Annotated in this window: 18 protein-coding genes and 1 pseudogene; 5 read left to right on the forward strand and 14 right to left on the reverse strand. The window is 53.3% G+C overall.

Going from position 1 to position 18,190, the window contains the following annotated elements; translation table 11 throughout:
- Positions 1–142: 142 nt before the first annotated feature.
- The 4 genes and pseudogenes from L2731_RS13255 to L2731_RS13270 all read right to left on the reverse strand — a co-directional run bounded on the left by L2731_RS13255 (position 143) and on the right by L2731_RS13270 (position 2,450).
- Positions 143–1,000: a PfkB family carbohydrate kinase gene (locus tag L2731_RS13255; protein ID WP_249253569.1), complete on the reverse strand. Its 858-nt coding sequence runs from the start codon at positions 998–1,000 to the stop codon at positions 143–145.
- Between the two features lie 130 nt (positions 1,001–1,130).
- Entirely contained in the window at positions 1,131–1,514 is a 384-nt protein-coding gene (locus tag L2731_RS19565) for a GNAT family N-acetyltransferase (protein WP_283165082.1), read from the reverse strand.
- A gap of 60 nt (positions 1,515–1,574) precedes the next feature.
- Positions 1,575–2,099: pseudogene (locus L2731_RS13265) on the reverse strand (GNAT family N-acetyltransferase); the annotation flags it as partial.
- Between the two features lie 69 nt (positions 2,100–2,168).
- On the reverse strand, positions 2,169–2,450 hold the full coding sequence (locus L2731_RS13270; RefSeq protein WP_249253571.1) for a putative quinol monooxygenase: 282 nt from the start codon (positions 2,448–2,450) through the stop codon (positions 2,169–2,171).
- A 293-nt stretch (positions 2,451–2,743) separates the two neighbouring features.
- Between L2731_RS13270 and L2731_RS13275 the strand changes: the two genes are divergently transcribed.
- The gene (locus L2731_RS13275; protein WP_239882656.1) at positions 2,744–2,959 is read left to right on the forward strand and encodes a hypothetical protein; all 216 of its coding nucleotides are present in this window, start codon (positions 2,744–2,746) and stop codon (positions 2,957–2,959) included.
- On the opposite strand, the gene L2731_RS13280 is transcribed toward L2731_RS13275, so the two are convergent.
- Both L2731_RS13280 and L2731_RS13285 read right to left on the reverse strand, forming a co-directional pair.
- Positions 2,956–3,579, reverse strand: a complete 624-nt coding sequence (locus L2731_RS13280) for an HD domain-containing protein (protein WP_249253573.1) — start codon at positions 3,577–3,579, stop codon at positions 2,956–2,958. The two genes, L2731_RS13275 and L2731_RS13280, sit on opposite strands and share 4 nt — an antisense overlap.
- A gap of 99 nt (positions 3,580–3,678) precedes the next feature.
- Positions 3,679–5,022 (reverse strand): coproporphyrinogen III oxidase family protein, encoded by a 1,344-nt coding sequence (locus tag L2731_RS13285; RefSeq protein ID WP_041509666.1) that lies wholly within the window; start codon positions 5,020–5,022, stop codon positions 3,679–3,681.
- Positions 5,023–5,395: 373 nt separating this feature from the next.
- On the opposite strand from L2731_RS13285, the gene L2731_RS13290 reads away from it, so the two are divergent.
- Complete coding sequence (locus L2731_RS13290) at positions 5,396–5,917, forward strand: phage baseplate protein (protein ID WP_249253576.1); 522 nt, start codon at positions 5,396–5,398, stop codon at positions 5,915–5,917.
- 9 nt (positions 5,918–5,926) lie between these two features.
- Here the strand turns inward: L2731_RS13290 and L2731_RS13295 are convergent, their stop codons facing one another.
- Positions 5,927–6,793 carry an AraC family transcriptional regulator gene (locus L2731_RS13295; protein WP_249253578.1) on the reverse strand — a complete coding sequence of 289 codons (867 nt, stop codon included), beginning with the start codon at positions 6,791–6,793 and terminating at the stop codon, positions 5,927–5,929.
- Between the two features lie 204 nt (positions 6,794–6,997).
- Here L2731_RS13295 and L2731_RS13300 point away from each other — a divergent pair, with 204 nt between their 5' ends.
- Positions 6,998–8,161, forward strand: coding sequence for an iron-containing alcohol dehydrogenase (locus L2731_RS13300; RefSeq protein WP_249253580.1), 1,164 nt, complete (start codon positions 6,998–7,000; stop codon positions 8,159–8,161).
- Positions 8,162–8,269: 108 nt separating this feature from the next.
- Here the strand turns inward: L2731_RS13300 and L2731_RS13305 are convergent, their stop codons facing one another.
- The gene (locus L2731_RS13305) at positions 8,270–9,649 is read right to left on the reverse strand and encodes a class II fumarate hydratase (protein WP_249253582.1); all 1,380 of its coding nucleotides are present in this window, start codon (positions 9,647–9,649) and stop codon (positions 8,270–8,272) included.
- Positions 9,650–9,875: 226 nt separating this feature from the next.
- On the opposite strand from L2731_RS13305, the gene L2731_RS13310 reads away from it, so the two are divergent.
- Positions 9,876–10,373: a type II secretion system protein gene (locus L2731_RS13310; RefSeq protein ID WP_249253585.1), complete on the forward strand. Its 498-nt coding sequence runs from the start codon at positions 9,876–9,878 to the stop codon at positions 10,371–10,373.
- Positions 10,374–10,540: 167 nt separating this feature from the next.
- On the opposite strand, the gene L2731_RS13315 is transcribed toward L2731_RS13310, so the two are convergent.
- The 4 genes from L2731_RS13315 to L2731_RS13330 form a co-directional block, all read right to left on the reverse strand.
- Positions 10,541–11,533 carry a formate dehydrogenase subunit gamma gene (locus L2731_RS13315; protein WP_041509661.1) on the reverse strand — a complete coding sequence of 331 codons (993 nt, stop codon included), beginning with the start codon at positions 11,531–11,533 and terminating at the stop codon, positions 10,541–10,543.
- Between the two features lie 68 nt (positions 11,534–11,601).
- Complete coding sequence (fdh3B, locus tag L2731_RS13320) at positions 11,602–12,171, reverse strand: formate dehydrogenase FDH3 subunit beta (protein ID WP_041509660.1); 570 nt, start codon at positions 12,169–12,171, stop codon at positions 11,602–11,604.
- A 20-nt stretch (positions 12,172–12,191) separates the two neighbouring features.
- The gene (locus L2731_RS13325) at positions 12,192–15,047 is read right to left on the reverse strand and encodes a molybdopterin-dependent oxidoreductase (RefSeq protein WP_249253587.1); all 2,856 of its coding nucleotides are present in this window, start codon (positions 15,045–15,047) and stop codon (positions 12,192–12,194) included.
- 17 nt (positions 15,048–15,064) lie between these two features.
- Positions 15,065–15,262 carry a twin-arginine translocation signal domain-containing protein gene (locus L2731_RS13330; protein ID WP_011863872.1) on the reverse strand — a complete coding sequence of 66 codons (198 nt, stop codon included), beginning with the start codon at positions 15,260–15,262 and terminating at the stop codon, positions 15,065–15,067.
- A 559-nt stretch (positions 15,263–15,821) separates the two neighbouring features.
- On the opposite strand from L2731_RS13330, the gene L2731_RS13335 reads away from it, so the two are divergent.
- Positions 15,822–16,322, forward strand: coding sequence for a hypothetical protein (locus L2731_RS13335; RefSeq protein WP_249253589.1), 501 nt, complete (start codon positions 15,822–15,824; stop codon positions 16,320–16,322).
- Between the two features lie 214 nt (positions 16,323–16,536).
- Here the strand turns inward: L2731_RS13335 and L2731_RS13340 are convergent, their stop codons facing one another.
- On the reverse strand, positions 16,537–17,544 hold the full coding sequence (locus tag L2731_RS13340; RefSeq protein WP_041509658.1) for a formate dehydrogenase subunit gamma: 1,008 nt from the start codon (positions 17,542–17,544) through the stop codon (positions 16,537–16,539).
- Positions 17,545–17,594: 50 nt separating this feature from the next.
- On the reverse strand, positions 17,595–18,185 hold the full coding sequence (gene fdh3B / locus L2731_RS13345; protein WP_041509657.1) for a formate dehydrogenase FDH3 subunit beta: 591 nt from the start codon (positions 18,183–18,185) through the stop codon (positions 17,595–17,597).
- Positions 18,186–18,190 lie beyond the last annotated feature (5 nt).

Here is an 18,190-nt window from a genome sequence, read left to right on the forward strand (position 1 = left end):
CAAAAAAAAGCCCCAGAAGATGGGGCGAGAGAACAGAAAAACACACTATGTTTGAAAAGAAGCTACACAAAACAAGGTCAGGGAACCGCTTACGACCAATGGCGTTACTCTAATCTGGATAAATGACACTATGATGACAAATCTAGGCCTTTTGTGTGACCGCCTGCTCCAGGTATGCCTTTAACTGTTCTCCGGGTATCGAACTCTCTGTCGCCACCGCAAAGGCCGCCCAGCGCGCCCCCTCGGCCATGGCCTGACAATAGCCATCACCACGCACTAATCCATGGATCAAGCCCGCCGCATAGGCATCTCCAGCCCCAGTGGTATCCACCACAGTGGCGGCCTCGGCGGCGACTCGCGTCTCGCCTTCTGGCTGATAGAGCATGGCGCCGTCGGCACCATCTGTCACGATAAACGCCCTTAGACTCTCGCCGGCGATGGAGAGACCGAACTGCCAGGGCGACAGCTCGCTACGTCCCTGCATATCGGCGCGCGAGGCTATTAACACATGGCAGGGACGCTCACGGTTGTCTTTGGCCAGCTGCGCCACGACTAAGCTATGAGGCAAGGCCGTCTTGGCCCAGCTGACGGCGCCTTCTGCCGAAGAGTTAATATAGAGGGCGTCCCAATTTCGCCAGTTAGGCGGGGCGGCAAGCTCAAACCTTGGTCGCTCCGGGCGTATGATGGTGCGCTCGCCATCAGGGGTCATCACCAGCAGCATCTCACAGGTATGTTGTTGATAGCGCTGCATCAGGCGGCAATCTATGCCTAGGGTACTGGTCTCGGCCAGCAACCAATCCCCAATCTCGTCGCGACCCACCTGACTGACCAGTGCCACCTCGTGACCTGCCCACACCAGACCTATCCCTGTGTTGGCACCACCGCCACCGAGGCGCTGACCACCATCCTGATAATGAAAACGTCCCCCCATCTTCAGGGGCTTATCGAGTCTGAGAATACGATCGCAGTTGAGGTTGGCAACCAGCAAAATATTAGCCATGAATGCTCCGGGTAACGGGGGAGATGGAAAGATTAGGCTCCCCTAACGAAAAGGTTACTGGCCCCTAACCTCGTGTATCGGGGCCTGCCGTGCCTCCTTTATATCAAGCCAGGCAGGAGGGCTCAACAGATTAGGGCTGCAGCAGATACATGCCCTCACTCGCCGGTCGCGAGAATTTAAAACCAAACTTCAGATAAAGTTCTGGAACATCAGCCATTAAGGTAATGTAAGCCCCCTTAGGCGCCGCCTCATCGAGATACTCCATGATGGCGGACATGATGGCACTCCCCAGGCCTCGCCCCTGGTAGTTGGGATCCACGGCGATGTCCACCAGCTCGAAGTTTAGGGCGCCATCTCCCACGACTCGCCCCATGGCTATCACTCTTTCACCCCCTAGTCTGTCATCGGCTAAGATGTGTACCCCAAACAGACTGAGGGGGAGCCCGGCTACCGCCGCGGCGCGGGATCTCGGCGTCAACCCTGTGATCTGCCTAAGGCGCAAAAAGTCAGCCAAGGGCGCGACCCGCCTTATCAGGCGAAAATCCTGAATGCTCTCCCCTGTCTGTACTTGCCGCCACTCGCTTGCCAGCAGTGCATAGCCATACTCGCTGCCCCAACTCCCCTTGAAGAAGATGTTGTCTCGGTAATGGGCCTCGCGGCGAAATCCCAGGCGCTCAAGCAGCCCCCAAGCGGCGTGGTTTTTCACATCCGTGATGGCCGAGATTCTGTGCTTGCCGAGGCCATCAAACAGGTAGATAAGCAGGGCCTGCAGCGCCTCCCGAGCCAAGCCCTGACCTTGATACTCGCTCGCCAGGGTAAAGCCAATCTCGACCTGTTGCTCGTCGATAAAATGCAGCGCCAAGTCCCCGACCAAGACTCGGGTCTGGCGACACTCCAGCGCCAACTGCATCCAGGTGCCCGGCGTCTCGAAGGCAGTGTTTTGCAATTCATCAAACAGCGCCAACGCATCGCGATATTGATAATCTTGCCAGCCCTGGTAGCGGGCCACCTCAGGGTCGGCGCGGTAGGCGGTAAAGGCCGCTAAATCGCTGAACTCAAAGGCGCGGCAAATTAGCCGCTCTGTCTCGAAGTAGATCATGGCTTCATCCCTGCCCCTATGCTTATGCCAGTACTAATGCCAATGCTAATACCAATACTGATGCCAATATTAAGCCAGCGTGTAGTAGCCACCGGTCGGCGGCGCGGCAAACAGTGACATGGCGTCCTGCATCTTATCGCTCGGATAGGCCTGCACCGAGGCACGGTGATGCTCGGCTGACTCCCAACGCTCGATCACCAACAGGCGCCCCGCCTCATCGAGTGGGCATAAGACCTCGTAGCTTAGGCAGCCAGGCGATGCACAGATGTACTCGCTTAACGAGAGAAGGAAGGACTTTAACGCCTCAGCCTGACCCGGCGCGGCCTGAAACTCACCGATACGTACTATCATCAGATTTCCCTGTACAAAACGAAGAATTCACCAAGCTACCCTATTACCGGGTGCTCCACAAACGTCTCTTATGAGCTTTTCGACTAATGAGTGCGTAAGTGATCGCCCATATTAGCTTAGGTGATATGCGACCTCTGACCTAAGCCAACTTTGGGAATGTAATAAGCATATGAAAAAATTAACAAAAAACTCATCAACCTTTCGACCTATGAGGTTTTAGGATAAAAATCAGCCTCTACAAGGTGCCAAGTTGACGTTAGGCTGACAAGCAAAAGAGGTTATGAGGTTATTGAATGGACTCAATACTGACATTAGAAGAGCTGATGGATAAGCCCCTATGCAAGGAAGAAAAACTGCGCCGCTACCACCAGTGCCTGAGAGAATTTGAGCTGCTAGGCTATCAAGATCTCTTTATCGAACAGATACGTCAGGAGGCTCGTCAGCTCGAACAGAAGTTAGCACGACGCGCTAAGGCTAATCACAAACAGGCTCCCAAGCGGGTCCCCTAGATCTCTTGCGCCAGCTGGTCGAGAAAGTCCTGCATCACCCGGGTGCGGCGCCGAGCCTCTTCCCTCGCAGCCGCCGTCTGCATGGTATCGGCCAGGGTAAACAGCTTCTGCTTGAAGTGATCTAAGGTATAACGGCTGTCATCGGCCTCCCTATGCTGGCAGAAAGGATCCTCGGCATGATATAGCGGGCGCCCGAGCGTTGTGCCTACCTGCAGGCAACGCGCCACACCTATGGCGCCCAGGGCATCGAGCCTGTCGGCATCCTGCACTATCTTGGCTTCCAGCGTCTCGGGGATCACTCTGGCGCTGAAGCTGTGGGCATGAATGGCATGGTGAATGGCATCATGGTACTGCAGGGGATAATCGATGCGCTTAAGGAAGGCGATCGCCTTATCGGCCGCCATCCTTGAACTCTGGCTGCGACTCGGATCGTCTTTTGCCAGGGTGACACAATCATGCAGCCAGGCGGCTGGCACCACCACCTCGGCGCAGGCAGATTCGAGATCGCACAGACGCTTGGCAGTCTTCACCACCCGCCTAACATGGGCGAGATCATGAGCGGCATCGGCTGGCGAGCTGGCGGCAACAAACTGGGAAAATAGCGACTCCAAGGCCTGCATAGATAGGGCTCCTACAATAAAAAAGGCCGATCTATGATCGGCCTCTTTAGCTTGGATAGCAAATGCCCTTTACATCTCGCAGGGCTACATATCACATGGCTACATATCGCAGGGCTTAAGCGGCTTACGCAGCTGCGCCCGCACGTTATCCATGCCTGAATAGAACTCTTTCATCATCAAGAGGCCCATCATCTTGCCGTTGTCCGTCACGATGAGATTATCGGGATCATTCGGGTCGTTCTTGATGGCGCCGATCGCCTTCATCGAGGTCATCTCTTTAAACAGTGCCCAATCCAGGTTTACGCCGAAGGTATCGCGGAAATACTTGCGCGACAGACGACCCGAGAACATGCCCAGCAGGAAGCGATACTGCATCACATCCTTCTGACTGTAGTTCTTCTGCTGCTCGACACCCATGCGGCCCGAGGCGATGTTTTCCTGATACTTGCGCAGAGAGAAGGTGTTCACATACAGGGTGTCGTTGAGGAAGCTGAAGGAGCCCGAACCCACCCCCAGGTATTCGTCATAGTCGATCACATACTCGTCGAAGCCTTCGTTGTTGGCCTTGCCAAACGCCCAGGCAGACAGCTGGTTATACTGACCATTGAGGCTATTTAAGATCTGGCGATACTGACGTGCCATATCCCCCTGAGGCGCGGCCAGCTTACCCTTGACGCTCTTACGGGTCTGATGGGTGATCATCAGTGGATAGGTGGTGATCTGACGAGGGTCTAGGCGGGAGGCCATATCCAGATCGTGCTGAATCACCTCGTCTGTCTGGCCACGGAATCCGAAGATGAGATCCACGTTGATGATAGGGAACAGCTCCTTGGCCGCCATGATCTTATCGAAGGTCTGCTGGCCCGAACCAAACTTCTCCAGACGATCTGTCATCGCCAGGATGTCGTCGTTGAAGCTCTGTACCCCGATAGACATGCGATCCACCAGGCCTTCGAGCAGTTTAAAGCCTGGACTGTCCAGATGCTGAGGATCCGACTCACAGGAGACCTCTTTGATGCTAGGAAAGAGCTTCTTGGCATGTTCTATGGTGCGCGCCAGTTCATCTTCTAAAACCGTCGTGGTACCGCCACCTATATACATGGACTCGAAGTCGTAGCCCAGCGCCTTGACCATCTCCATCTCCTTACGCAGCGAGACGAAATAGGCGCGCGCCTTCTCCTCTTTAAACAGGAAACGGTGGAAGGTACAGAAGGAGCAGAGCGTGTGACAGAAAGGCACATGGGCATAGAGCATGTACTTCTTGCCTTCGACGGGTGCCGGCATCATGGAGGCCGACTGGGTATCGAGTCGCAGGTTCTTGTCGACATAATACTGCATCACTCGTTCCATCGAGTTCAGCATCCAGTTAGGGACGGTAATGTTAGCTTGGTACGGCTTAATCAATGCACCTGGCGCCGCTTGAACAATAGAAGACGAAGACATAGATATTCCTGGCTGAACCGGCCTTGAGAACAAAGCCTTTTTATAAATAAGGACTTAAAGCGATACACATCCATTTGCGGAACACAAAAGTATCACTTTAGGAATATATAAAACGTGAACTGGCTTAGAGTTACAACACCTAGCATTGGATTAGCCAAAGAATTGTTAAGCATGTCATGTTTTAGGAAATGTTGAATAAATGTGATCGCGCATTTTTACCCGATAAGGGTAGCGAGATAACAGGGAAAACGTTTAACAAAAATCGTCCTGTTGCAGCGATGATTTAAATAGCGTAGGTTAAATTGGTAATAAAAATAAATATATAGACTCCGACCCTTATGGCGGAGCGTTAACCTCTACAGGGACGTTAATCATGAAATGGAATCTACTGGTTTCGGTGCTGCTCACCGCATCGCTGGCACTCTTTGGCTATATCAAATACGACGAACTCGCGGCCAACCACCTCGCCACCGCGCAACAGCTCTCCGCCCTGAGTAAACAAATTGCCGACAAGGGAAGCATCATTCCGGCTAAGACGGTCGCCTACTTCGACCTTGCCAGCTGCCCTGAGGGCTGGCAGCCCTACACCGAGGGGCGTGGCCGCTTTACCTTAGCCATGAATAATCAAGAGAATGAACTCTCGGTGCGCAAGCTCAATGCCATCGGCGGCGAGGAGAAGCATAAACTCACACTGGCGGAATTACCCAAGCATACCCATGTCTACGACGACTGGTACTACTATGATTCGGGCGACGAGCCGGAATACGCGACAGGTGAAGGCGATGACGTGGGCATGCGCCAGCATCAGAAGCGCCGCACCGAACCCGAAGGCCACAGCGTGGCACACAACAACATGCCCCCTTTTATCGTCTTACTGCAGTGTATCAAGCAATAAAGAAGCGGCTTACCTAGCGCACTCACCCGGGCTGTGGCTGAAGTAGCGTTTGAACTCGCGGCTAAACTGGGCCGGGCTCTCGTAACCCACCTCGATAGCCGCCTGTTTTACTTTCACCCCTGGGCGCTGCAGCAACTCCCTGGCCTTATTCAAACGCAGCTTCTTCAGGTACTGAATCGGCGATGAGGCAGTCACCTCCTTGAAGCAGCGATGAAACGCCGAGGGACTCATGTTCACCAGGGCCGCCAGCTGATCTACCTCAATGCTGGCAGCATAGTGTTTATGCAGATAGTTAAGGGCCTTGTCGATGCGCGACAGCCGGGTATGGCTCAGCGCCAGGGCATAGAGGGGCGCGGCGTTGGGTAGGGCCAACAGGCGATACAAGATCTCCAATACCATGGCCTGACCCAACGCCTCGGCCTCCAGCGGCGATTGTAGCGCCAGTAGCAAACGATGAATGCTGCATTCAAGCGCCTCGCCGGTCGACGCGACAAAATAGCCGGGCAGTCGAGACTCGTTCAGCGCCTGCGGTACCCTGTTGTGGTTGTCCATGACGGGAATGAGGCGGTTAAGCTGCGCCAGATCGATATCTATCATCATCACCAGCACAGGCTCTTCTGTGCTGGCGAAGGTTTCACACTCCACCGGCATGGGCACTGTCATCACCAGGGTGTTCTGGGGATCATAGTCAAACACCTTATCATCTAGGTAGACCCGCTTCTTGCCCTGCCCCACTATCATGATCCCCTGGGAGTAACACAAGGGGCCACGGGCACCGTAGGCGGAGCAGCGAAACAGCTTGATGCCGGGCAATACACTATCATTCATCCCCTCATCGGGGGCCAAGGCAGACATCAGCTCGGCAATACTCTTCACACTTCACCTCTTGGGACAGGATAAGGGTTCAACGGATAGCGATAATATCACCCAAGCAGAAAAAGGCATCAAATTATATCAAATTTATGCCTTTTAAACCCAACAAAGCAGAAATAGGCAAACACAGGGCAGCAATAGGTATTTAAAACTCGCGCCAAGAGACTAGTATGTGCAGCATATTCTTAGGTGACACAAGGTATCCCCATGCTTAACTTCGATTATCGTAATCCCACACAGATCGTCTTCGGTAAAGATCGCCTGGACGAGCTCGACAAGCTAATTCCAGCCGACGCCCGCGTCATGGTGACCTATGGCGGCGGCAGCGTAAAACGCTTCGGCACCCTGGACAAGGTCCTCAATGCTTTGGGTGACCGCACCGTCGTCGAGTTCGGCGGTATCGAGGCCAACCCACAATATGAGACCTTAGCCAAGGCGGCCGAGCTAGCGAGAGAGGAGTCTATCGACTTCCTACTGGCAGTCGGCGGCGGCTCTGTGATGGATGGCACCAAGTTCATCGCCCTGGCGACACGCTTCGAGGGTGACAGCGCCAGCCTGCTGTTCCACGGCTTCGCGCCTGTGCCGGTGGAGGCTGATCGCGTCCTGCCGCTGGGCACCATAGCCACGCTACCGGCCACAGGTTCTGAAATGAATGCCTTCGGCGTAGTGAGCTATAACGGCGGCAAATTCCCGGTCAACCATCCCAGCATCTATCCAACTTTCTCGCTGCTGGATCCGATCCTGACCTTCACCCTGCCTAAGGTTCAGGTAGCCAATGGTGTCGTCGACGCCTTCGTCCACGTGCTAGAACAGTATGCCACCTATCCGGTAGACGGCAGAGTGCAGGACAGAACCGCCGAAGGGATCATGCGTACCCTGATCGAGATTGGCCCTCTCACCCTGGAAGAGCCGGAGAACTACAACGCCAGAGCCAACCTGATGTGGAGTGCCACCTCCGCCCTCAACGGCATGATAGGCGCGGGCGTGCCGTTTGACTGGACGACTCACATGATAGGCCACGAGCTGACGGCGCTGTTTGGTATCGACCATGCCCAGACCCTGGCCGCGGTGTTGCCGTCTGTCTGGCGTGTACGCAAGAGCCAGAAACACGCCAAGCTGCTGCAATACGCCGAGCGCGTATGGGATATCACAGAAGGTGATGAGGCGAGTCGCGTCGACCTGGCGATCGACAAGACAGAGCAGTTCTTCCAGCAACTGGGCCTCAAGACTCGCCTGCGCGACTATGATATCGCCCAGGATCAGATTGACGACATAGTCACGGCGCTGGAGGCCCACGGCATGACCGCCCTGTCTGAGTCAGGCGATCTCGGCCTGGATATAAGCCGCGAGATCTTGCAGCTGGCCTGGTAAGACCGAGCACATTGAACCGAGAAAGGCATCCCTAGGGATGCCTTTTTGTTTGATAAGGCGACTCTTTCGGAATCACCATCCTCTCGATTCGCCGCTCTCTAAGCGGCCTTACCCCAAACCGCCGCGGGTCAGGCGCTCGGGATCCAGCAAGTGCCTGAGCTCCTCCTCGCTAAGATCTGTGAGTTCCATGGCAACCTCGAGTATGGGCCGCTGCTCCTGATAGGCCTGCTTGACGATTTTAGCGGCCTGCACATAGCCAACCTTAGGACTCAGAGCGGTGACCAGTATGGGATTGCGATGCAGGGAGTCAGCTATCTTGTCGCGATTCACCACGAAACTCGCAATCGCCTTGTCGGCCAGCAGGCGCGACACATTGCTGAGGATCTCTATGCTCTCCAGCAGATTGACCGCGATCAGCGGCTGCATCACATTCAGCTCAAAGTTACCGGACTGCCCGGCAACTGTAATAGCCATGTCGTTACCCATCACCTGCGCGGCGACCATGCAGGCGGACTCTGGGATCACTGGGTTGACCTTGCCCGGCATGATGGAGGAGCCTAGTTGCAGGGGTTGCAGGCTGATCTCACCGATCCCCGCCAGCGGACCTGAATTCATCCAGCGCAGGTCGTTGCTGATCTTCATGATAGCCACCGCCAGTGTCTTCAACTGACCCGACAGGGCCACGGCGGTATCATGGCTCGCCATGCGGCTGAACAGGTTATCGGCCGGGCGAAACTGGGTGCGCGTCAGCGCCGAGAGTCTTTCACAAAATAGCCTTGAGAAATCCTCGTGGGTGTTGACCCCAGTCCCCACCGCCGTGCCGCCTACCGGCAGCTGAGTCAGCTCACCACTGAGCGCCACTAGTCGCTGGCGACACAGATCGATCTGACTCCCCCAGCCCCCCAAGACCTGATCGAAACGAACCGGCATGGCATCCATCAGATGGGTACGCCCCGTCTTGGTAACATCGGCCAGCTGCTGCGCCTTGGCCATAATAGTTTGCGACAGGAGTGTTAGCGAAGGCAGCAACGACTGCTCTACCGCCAACAGGGCGCTGATATGTATGGCGCTGGGAATGATATCGTTGCTGCTCTGCCCTAGGTTGATCACATCGTTGGGATGCACCGCCTGACTCAGGCTCTTCGATACCAGGGTCGCCAGCACCTCGTTGGCGTTCATGTTGCTGCTGGTGCCCGAGCCGGTCTGAAACATGTCGATGGGGAAATGGCGCATCATCTGGGGATCCGCCAGCAGTTCCTGCACCGCCTTGGCGACCGCAGGGGCAATATTGGGCGGCAGCAGCCTAAGCGCCACGTTGGCCTCGGCGGCGGCGAGCTTAGCCAGCAGCAAGGCACGGATGAAGCTGCGTGGCATAGGGCGACCACTGACCGGAAAATTCTTGATCGCCCGCGCCGTCTGCGCGCCGTAGAGGGCATCGGCGGGAATATTGAGGTCGCCCATGCTGTCGCTTACCGCTTTACTCTCCATCTCTCTCTCCTGCTTGTTGAGACTAGCTTGATCTTAGGTCAAATACTGCTGGGTCGCGACCCGGCAACAAAGCACAAACCAACTCTAAACAGACAACAAACAAGCCGTTATCATTCAAGCTGTTATTGTAAGAACCACCTAGGTTTTGCTTGCAAATGTCACCCAAGCAGTTAGGCTGCCTCCACTTTATTTAATGCTAAGCGTTAACCTGTAGATGCGAGTAACCATGAGACATAAAGGAGCCTCTGGCTTTACCCTGATAGAGATGGTGGTGGTGATCATCATACTGGCCATTCTCAGCGTAGCGGCCGCCAGCAGGTGGATAAGCCTGACGCGAGAGGCGAGGATCGCCCAGCTTAAGCAGCTCGAGGCCTCGGTGCAGGCCGCCAATCAACTTGTCTATGCCCGCTCGGCCATCTTAGGGGTGGAGACGCAGCCCACGGCAAGCTACTACCTCAACCCAAGCGACAGCCAAAAAGTCCAGGTGAGATATGGCAGACCAGAATGGAGCAGCGACACCGTGCCTCAACTGCTGACAATCACCATGAAGGAATGGTTCTACGGGGCCAGCTGGATCCAAAAGGATATTGAGCTGCGCATCGGCCAGCGCAGCCTGTTTAAGACCCCAGGGGATCTCCTGGCTGACGATGCCCTCGCCTGCTACCTCAGGGTTGAGACCAAGGCCGACAGCGTCACCACAAGCATACGCGATGACGACTGTTAACCGGGTCGGTTAGACGGCTAGGACAATCGCGTCCTCATACATAGCGGCGCAACATCTGGTGTCATTGGCTAAGATCTTCAGCAGATCATCCCGCTTCAGACATAAAAAAACACCCCACCGGAAACCGAGTGGGGTGTTTAATCTTTCAGATACGAGACGCCAAAGCCTTACTCTTTGTACTTCAACGTGCCGTTTTCTTTGATCTCGTCATACCAAAGGTTGTGATGCTGGGTCGCCCAGTTCTCATCACAGTAACCCGACACCATACACTCCATACCACCTTCTGACATCACGGTTGCCATGAAGATATGCACGATAGAGAAGGCGCAGATAACGATGGCACTGACAGAGTGAAGTACCAATGCTATCAGGCTCAGGGTGCGGCTCGGCTCGAACAGGTTCGGGAACAGCAATAACATGCCTGAGGCCGAGATGATGAGGCCGAATAGGGCAAAGGCCCAGAACCACATCTTCTCACCCGCGTTGGCAAAGCCTGCATCCGGGTGCTTACCCTTGAATGGGCCGAAGTTGATATAACCGCCCACAACCAGGAACCACTTAACGTCATACATCTTAGGCAGCTGGTTCTTAGCCCAAAGGGTAGTCATCAACGCCCAACCTAGCATGAAGGGGATCGCCATGTAGTCGTGAATCTGCTTAGCACCATAGACCAGGCCGGCCCAGAAACCTTCACCCAGGTAAGGCTGGAAGAAGAAACGTCCTGCCAGCAGCGTCAGACCCGTGAGGATCAACAGCAGACAAGGGATCGCCCCCAACCAGTGGATAGAGACATCAAATTTCGACCAGCGATACACCATCTTGCCCGAGAAGCCATGATGCAACTTGGAGATACCGTTCACCTTGATGAACAGCACGAAGATGATGATCATGCCAAACAACGCCGCCATCAAGGCGGGTGCCAGCCAGTCGCTGCGAAGCTCCAACACCCGCAGATCATAGCTGTTGATCGGCTGGTTATGGAACTGACCGTGAGAGGTCGTATATCCGGTGGCGCCCGCCTGTAGCTCAGACCAGATCTGCCCCTCGGTGGCGGCATGGGTATGGTCGGTCGCATCGCCATGGGCGAACGACAGGGCACTGAATGTGGTACCTATCACTAGCGCTAAGATCACGCTAAATTGTTTGAACCATTTGTTCATATTACATCCTTATCGTCCACACCGGGCAGGCCCGGTGTGGATTGTTGTGGCCTTATACAAGCTGGGGATTAACCCCAAATCGCATTTTTCGAACCACGGTATGCAACACGCTCGCGGAAGATGTTTGAGATAACCTCAGCATCACCGGCAAGTAGCGACTTAGTCGCACACAACTCGGCACACATAGGCAGCTTGCCTTCGGCAATACGGTTAGAACCGTACTTCTGGCGCTCTGCATCTGAATGGTTCTCTTCAGGACCACCGGCACAGAAGGTACACTTATCCATCTTACCGCGGCTGCCGAATGCGCCCTTCTTAGGGAACTGAGGCGCGCCAAACGGACAGGCGTACAGGCAGTAGCCACAACCGATACAGGTATCTTTGTTGTGCAGTGTCAGACCATCTTCCGTCTTGTAGAAGCAGTTTGCCGGACAAACCGCCTGACAAGGGGCGTCGGTGCAGTGCATACACGCCACAGAGATAGAGGACTCGCCAGGCTGACCGTCATTGATGGTCACCACGCGGCGACGTTGAATACCCCACTCGAGCGCAGAGTCGTTTTCGTTCTTACATGCCGTGACACAGCCGTTACATTCGATGCAGCGCTTGGTATCACATAAAAATTTCATTGTAGCCATAATGGCAAATCTCCCGATACTTAAGCTTTAGTGATCTGACAAAGCGACGCTTTGGTCTCTTGCATCTGCGTGACAGGGTCATAACCATAGGTCAATGCCGTGTTCGCAGACTCACCAATCACATAAGGCACAGTACCTTCTGGATAGTTATTCTCTAGGCTCTCACCGTGCATCACACCGGCGAAGTGGTATGGCATCCAGGTCACGCCAGGCTTAACGCGAGGAGTCACCATGGCCTTGATCTTGATGCGGCCGCCTTCGGCACCTTCCAGCCATACTGTGTCGCCGTTGCGGATACCGCGATCGGCGGCATCACCTGGGTTGATCTCAACAAACATCTCTTGTTGCAGCTCGGCCAACCATGGGTTAGAACGAGACTCTTCACCACCACCCTCGTACTCAACCAGACGACCCGAGGTCAGACCCAGTGGGTACTTAGTTGCCGTGTCTTTCTCTTGAATAGACTTGTACAGCGTAGGCAGACGATGAACCTGCATGTCGTCGTATGTTGGGTACTTAGACACGAGATCGCGACGCGGCGTGTACAGCGGCTCACGGTGTACAGGCACTTGATCCGGGAAGGTCCACACGATACAGCGGGCCTTAGCGTTACCAAATGGGATACAACCGTGCTTCATGGCCACACGCTGGATACCACCAGAAAGGTCGGTCTTCCAGTTCTTGCCTTCGGCTTCGGCTTTCTCTTCGGCGGTCAGATCGTCCCACCAGCCAAGTTGCTTAAGCAGCTTGTCGCTGAACTCTGGGTAACCGTCCTGGATCTCGCTGCCCTTAGAGAAGCTGCCTTCGGCCAGCAGATTCTTGCCTTGGTACTCGACGCCATAACGGGCACGGAAGTTACCACCGCCTTCCAGCACGTGCTTGTGTGTATTGTAGAGGATCTGGGTACCAGGGTGTTTCTGCTCTGGTGTGCCCCAACATGGCCATGGCAGACCATAGGTATCGCCCTTGGCTGGGCCGCCTTCTGCTTCAAGCGTCTTGTTGCTGAAGGTGCCCCAGTTTTGGGTGTGCAGCTTCAGACGCTCTGGGCTCTGGCCAGACATACCAATGGTCCACATACCGCGGTTGATCTCGCGGGTGATGTCTTCGATCACTAGCATATCTTTGGCATCTTTAGCGATGCGCTTAGTGTATTCCTTGTCGAAGCCTAGCTTCTGCGACAGGCGATACATGATCTCGATATCTGTCTTAGATTCGAATAGTGGCTCGATCACCTTCTCACGCCACTGCTGGCTACGGCCAGAGTTAGATACCGAACCTTCGGTCTCGAACTGAGTCGCCGCAGGTAGTAGGTAGACACCATTCTTACGACGGTGCATGACACCCGCCATTGTTGGGAATGGATCCACAACCACGACTGTGTCCATCTTATCCAGGGCGTCACGCACCTCGCGCTGACGGGTTTCTGTGTTGACAGATTGTCCCCAGAAGAAGGCCATGCGTACGCGATCTTTCTGCGCCAGCTTCTCAGGCGTTTCTAATACGCCGTCGTGCCAACGAGAACACGGAATACCAGGAGTATTCATTGGGATGCGACCCAGGTATTCGTTCTGGTCGAAACGACCCTTAACCCAGTCGAAATCCAGATCCCAAACGTGTGACCAGTGCTTCCAAGAACCTGTCTTCAGGCCGTAGTAGCCAGGCAGGGTATCGAACAGCAGACCCAGGTCGGTCGCGCCCTGTACGTTATCGTGACCACGGAAGATGTTAGTACCGCCGCCAGAAACGCCCATGTTGCCCAGTGCAAGCTGCAGGATACAGTAGGCACGAGTGTTAGCGTTACCTACGTGGTGCTGGGTACCACCCATACACCAAACCACAGTACCAGGACGGTTTTCGGCCATCAGCTTAGCCGCTTGGTAAACCTGCTCTTCGCTCACGCCTGTGATGTTGGCCACTTCTTGTGGTGGGAACTTCTTCACCTCTTCACGGATGGTGTCCATCTCGAACACGCGCTGCTGGATGAAGGTCTTGTCTTCCCAGCCGTTTTCGAAGATGTGCCACAACATACCGTAGATGAAAGGAATATCGGTACCAGGACGCAGTGCACAGTGCAGATCAGAGTGAGCCGCGGTGCGAGAGAAACGTGGGTCGACCACGATGATCTTAGCGTTGTTCTTCTCTTTAGCGATCAGGATATGCTGCATGGCAACAGGGTGTGCCTCGGCAGGGTTTGAACCGATAAAGAAGATCGCGTTGGCGTTCTGGATATCGTTGAAAGAGTTGGTTTGCGCACCATAACCCCAGGTGTTAGCAACACCGGCTACAGTGGTAGAGTGACAGATACGTGCCGAGTGGTCGACGTTGTTGGTACCCCACATGGCCGCAAATTTACGGTACATGTAGCAGCCTTCGTTAGAGAACTTGGCACTACCCATGAAGTAGAGTGAATCTGGACCAGACTCTTGACGAATGCTCTGCATCTTGTCGCCAACTTCGTTGAAGGCCTGCTCCCAAGAGAGCTTCTTCCACTTACCGTCGACCAGCTTCATTGGGTACTTAAGACGCTTCTCGCCGTGACCATGTTCACGCAGCGCAGCACCTTTGGCACAGTGACCACCGGCGTTGAATGGGTGATCAAATGCTGGCTCCTGACCCGTCCAGACACCATTTTGTACTTCGGCGTACAGACCACAACCGACCGCACAGGCACTACATACGGTGCGCTTGATCTCGATAGGTGCATCGTGTGGAATATCTTTCGCTTCGGCGCGACGCATCATGCCGGTACCGAGAAGAGAGGCTGCCGCGATACCACCGGTAGTGATACCCGCATGCTTCATAAATTGACGACGGCTGATGCCCAAGCTTGGCTTGGCCGCAGCGACTGCCTCATTTGTTTTGCGCGTTAACTTCATCGCTCAAATTCTCCTAATTAGCTACGCAAGCTATTGTAATAACTGCGGATATGTGCAGTTTCATGGTAGCCATCGGCATGTTTTTCTTGAGATTTACTTTCTGTTGCATTGGCAACACTCACACCGCTTGCGGCAATGGCCACACCGGCCGTACCACCTATGGTGAGTGCTTTCAGCAAAGATCTGCGATTCAGATCGGGCTGTTGCTTCTTCATTCTTGCTCCTAGAGGAATAGGAAGTTTCGATTAGTAGGGATGATCTATTCAAACTCGCCACCGCAACACGAGTTAACCCAATGTTATTTACAGGTGGCTAATTGGTAAAAATGCTATATTTTTTAAAAACATCCGATTAATTGCCGTTGCAATATAAGGAAGAAATGAAGCTGAGATATTGATCTGAACAGGGGTAGGTACGCGGAAAAATTGAATAAATGACCAAAGTGTTAAGCCAGTCATACTTTAACCAATACACTTTGCTGGCAATCCCTAAAAATAGCTAAAACCGGGATCCTGTAGATGTAATGAAGTTGTTGTTATTGAAAATAAAAAGTGCGTTCAAAAAACAGTCAAAGGTGATCTGAGTCCGCTAAAGTCGTCACTGCCTAGCTATAGATTCACCGCCGATTCTTGATTTTATTCTCACCATCCAACATTCATCTGCTCACTTATTCGAGCTCCCCTATTCAATGGCTTATCGCGATGGTAATGTGAGTTATAGTGAAGCGCTAAAAGATAAACCTACCCGTCTTACTGGTGCTAAGGAGCTGTATAAATGAAATTACTTGTCTTTATCACATTCGTGAGTTTACTAACTCTTTCTATTTCGATAGATGCAAAGGTTTGTAAAAAAGGACAACCATGTGGAAACTCCTGCATTTCTTGGGCTAAGACTTGTAGAATAAATTCAGTCGCTCACCCAAAAATCGTTACAAACAAAGAGCATCAAGCGAATTTGAGCATTAACACGAACATTAATGATCAAAAAACACTTTTTGGATGTGAATTGGCTTGGGGAGCAATAGTAGACACCTTGCTATTTGAAGAAAGTGAGGAGGAAGTAATCAAAAAGGCTCTACTAAAAATAGAAAGCTCAAACGAAGACAATCACACAGTTCAGAAAGCAGAAATACAAAACTCAATTAGAAATTTACTCAAAGAAATAAAGAATGATCAAAACCTAATAAGTGGAATAAAGACCAACTACATTGATACTTACAATCAATTCCTACCTGCTTGCATAACTGAAACAGAGAAGTTACTACGCAAAAAATAGTGAGTTAACTATCTTGTAATTCGTAAGCTAGAATTTTTCAGGCTTGAACCCAATACAATAATCCCTTCTTAAACTGAATATGAAGTTCCTTATTACCGCCTATTTACGTAGAAAATACATAAAAAAACACCCCGCCTAATGCTTAGGCGGGGTGCTTCATCTATGCGCTTTTATTCAATAACGCGGCTGCGCTTTGAGTCTAGTCGCTGTAGGTCTAGTCCCTGTACGTCAGGGTACCGTTCTCTTTGATCTCGTCATACCAAAGGTTGTGGTGCTGTACCGCCCAGTTCTCGTCACAGTAGCCCGACTTCATACACTCCATACCACCTTCACTCAATACGGTCGCCATCCAGATGTGGACGATCGTAAAGGCGATGATGATGATGGCGCTGAGGCCGTGAACCAGCAGTGCCGCCATGGAGGCTTCACGTGGCAGTTCGAGCCCAGGCATTACCAGCATGATGCCGGAAACCCCGATGAAGAGACCGAACAGGGTCAGTGTCCAGAACCACATCTTCTCACCGGCGTTGGCGAAGCCGCTGTCTGGGTGCTTACCCTTGAAGGGACCGAAGTTGATGTAACCACCAACCACCAGGAACCACTTAAGGTCATACAGCTTAAATGTCTGCAACGGCATCCATTTAACCACACAGATGGCCCAAGCCACGATGAACAAGGGACCCGCATAATCGTGGATCGTCTTGCTGCCGTAGATCAGCGAACCCCAAATTCCTGTGCCCACATAGGGTTGCAGCACATGCTTACCCAACATGATGTTAAGACCGGTAAAGATCAACGCCAGGCAGGAAAGTGCCATCACCCAGTGAATCCAAAGATCGGCCTTGGTCCAGCGCAATACCATCTTGCCAGAGAAACCATGACTTAGCTTTGAAGGACCATTCACCAGATAGAAGATCAAGAAAGCACCGAACACACCACAAACGGCCAGTGCCATCACAGGGGTGAGATAGTCGTTCTTAACGTTAGTGCCTTCGATGGCAGACACGTTAATCATTACCCCAGTCTCCACGCCCTTGGCTGTGGTGTATCCCTTGTCTCCTGACTTCACGGCTTTCCATAACTCAGCGTCGCTGGTATTGGCCATCTGTTGACTGGTCTGCTCGTCAACGGCGTAGGCTGACGTCGTCAGACCTAAGCCCATTGCCAAGACCAATGGCAATAACAACACAGTGAATAGGCTGCGCAGTGATTTTAATAACATAGTCACTCCTTTACAGACCGTAAGCCCGAGGGCTTACGGTACTATTCACTTTAAACGCCAGTCTTAGGGGTATAACCCCAGATCGCATTAGGGTTACCACGGGCCGCGATACGCTCACGGTAGATGTTGGAAACCACTTCCGCATCACCGGCGAGCAGCGCCTTGGTCGAACAAAGCTCGGCACACATAGGTAACTTACCCTCGGCCAGACGGTTAGCGCCGTACTTCTTACGCTCCGCGTCGGAGAAGGTCTCTTCTGGGCCACCGGCACAGAAAGTACACTTGTCCATCTTGCCGCGGCTGCCAAAGGTGCTCTTCTTAGGGAACTGAGGCGCACCGAATGGGCAGGCGTATAGGCAGTAACCACAACCGATACAGGTATCTTTGTTGTGTAGTGTTAGGCCATCTTCCGTCTTGTAGAAGCAGTTTGCTGGGCAAACCGCCTGACAAGGGGCGTCGGTACAGTGCATACAAGCCACAGAGATCGAGGCTTCACCGGGTTGACCATCGTTGATGGTCACGACGCGACGGCGTTGGATACCCCACTCGAGAGCGGAATCGTTTTCGTTCTTACATGCTGTGACGCAACCGTTACACTCGATGCAGCGTTTGGTGTCACATAGAAATTTCATGACTGCCATAATGG

Origin of the sequence: Shewanella aquimarina (assembly GCF_023349185.1) — a bacterium.
Taxonomy (GTDB): domain Bacteria; phylum Pseudomonadota; class Gammaproteobacteria; order Enterobacterales; family Shewanellaceae; genus Shewanella; species Shewanella aquimarina.

Excerpts from the sequence above, each read along its gene's own strand:
- L2731_RS13270 (WP_249253571.1), bottom strand. The coding sequence starts at position 2,450 with ATGATAGTACGTATCGGTGAGTTTCAGGCCGCGCCGGGTCAGGCTGAG.
- L2731_RS13315 (WP_041509661.1), bottom strand. The coding sequence starts at position 11,533 with ATGAACAAATGGTTCAAACAATTTAGCGTGATCTTAGCGCTAGTGATA.
- fdh3B (WP_041509657.1), bottom strand. The coding sequence starts at position 18,185 with ATGGCAGTCATGAAATTTCTATGTGACACCAAACGCTGCATCGAGTGT.
- L2731_RS13285 (WP_041509666.1), bottom strand. The coding sequence starts at position 5,022 with ATGTCTTCGTCTTCTATTGTTCAAGCGGCGCCAGGTGCATTGATTAAG.
- L2731_RS13275 (WP_239882656.1), top strand. The coding sequence starts at position 2,744 with ATGGACTCAATACTGACATTAGAAGAGCTGATGGATAAGCCCCTATGC.
- L2731_RS13310 (WP_249253585.1), top strand. The coding sequence starts at position 9,876 with ATGAGACATAAAGGAGCCTCTGGCTTTACCCTGATAGAGATGGTGGTG.
- L2731_RS13300 (WP_249253580.1), top strand. The coding sequence starts at position 6,998 with ATGCTTAACTTCGATTATCGTAATCCCACACAGATCGTCTTCGGTAAA.
- fdh3B (WP_041509660.1), bottom strand. The coding sequence starts at position 12,171 with ATGGCTACAATGAAATTTTTATGTGATACCAAGCGCTGCATCGAATGT.
- L2731_RS13325 (WP_249253587.1), bottom strand. The coding sequence starts at position 15,047 with ATGAAGTTAACGCGCAAAACAAATGAGGCAGTCGCTGCGGCCAAGCCA.
- L2731_RS13280 (WP_249253573.1), bottom strand. The coding sequence starts at position 3,579 with ATGCAGGCCTTGGAGTCGCTATTTTCCCAGTTTGTTGCCGCCAGCTCG.
- L2731_RS13290 (WP_249253576.1), top strand. The coding sequence starts at position 5,396 with ATGAAATGGAATCTACTGGTTTCGGTGCTGCTCACCGCATCGCTGGCA.
- L2731_RS13335 (WP_249253589.1), top strand. The coding sequence starts at position 15,822 with ATGAAATTACTTGTCTTTATCACATTCGTGAGTTTACTAACTCTTTCT.
- L2731_RS13330 (WP_011863872.1), bottom strand. The coding sequence starts at position 15,262 with ATGAAGAAGCAACAGCCCGATCTGAATCGCAGATCTTTGCTGAAAGCA.
- L2731_RS13340 (WP_041509658.1), bottom strand. The coding sequence starts at position 17,544 with ATGTTATTAAAATCACTGCGCAGCCTATTCACTGTGTTGTTATTGCCA.
- L2731_RS13305 (WP_249253582.1), bottom strand. The coding sequence starts at position 9,649 with ATGGAGAGTAAAGCGGTAAGCGACAGCATGGGCGACCTCAATATTCCC.
- L2731_RS13255 (WP_249253569.1), bottom strand. The coding sequence starts at position 1,000 with ATGGCTAATATTTTGCTGGTTGCCAACCTCAACTGCGATCGTATTCTC.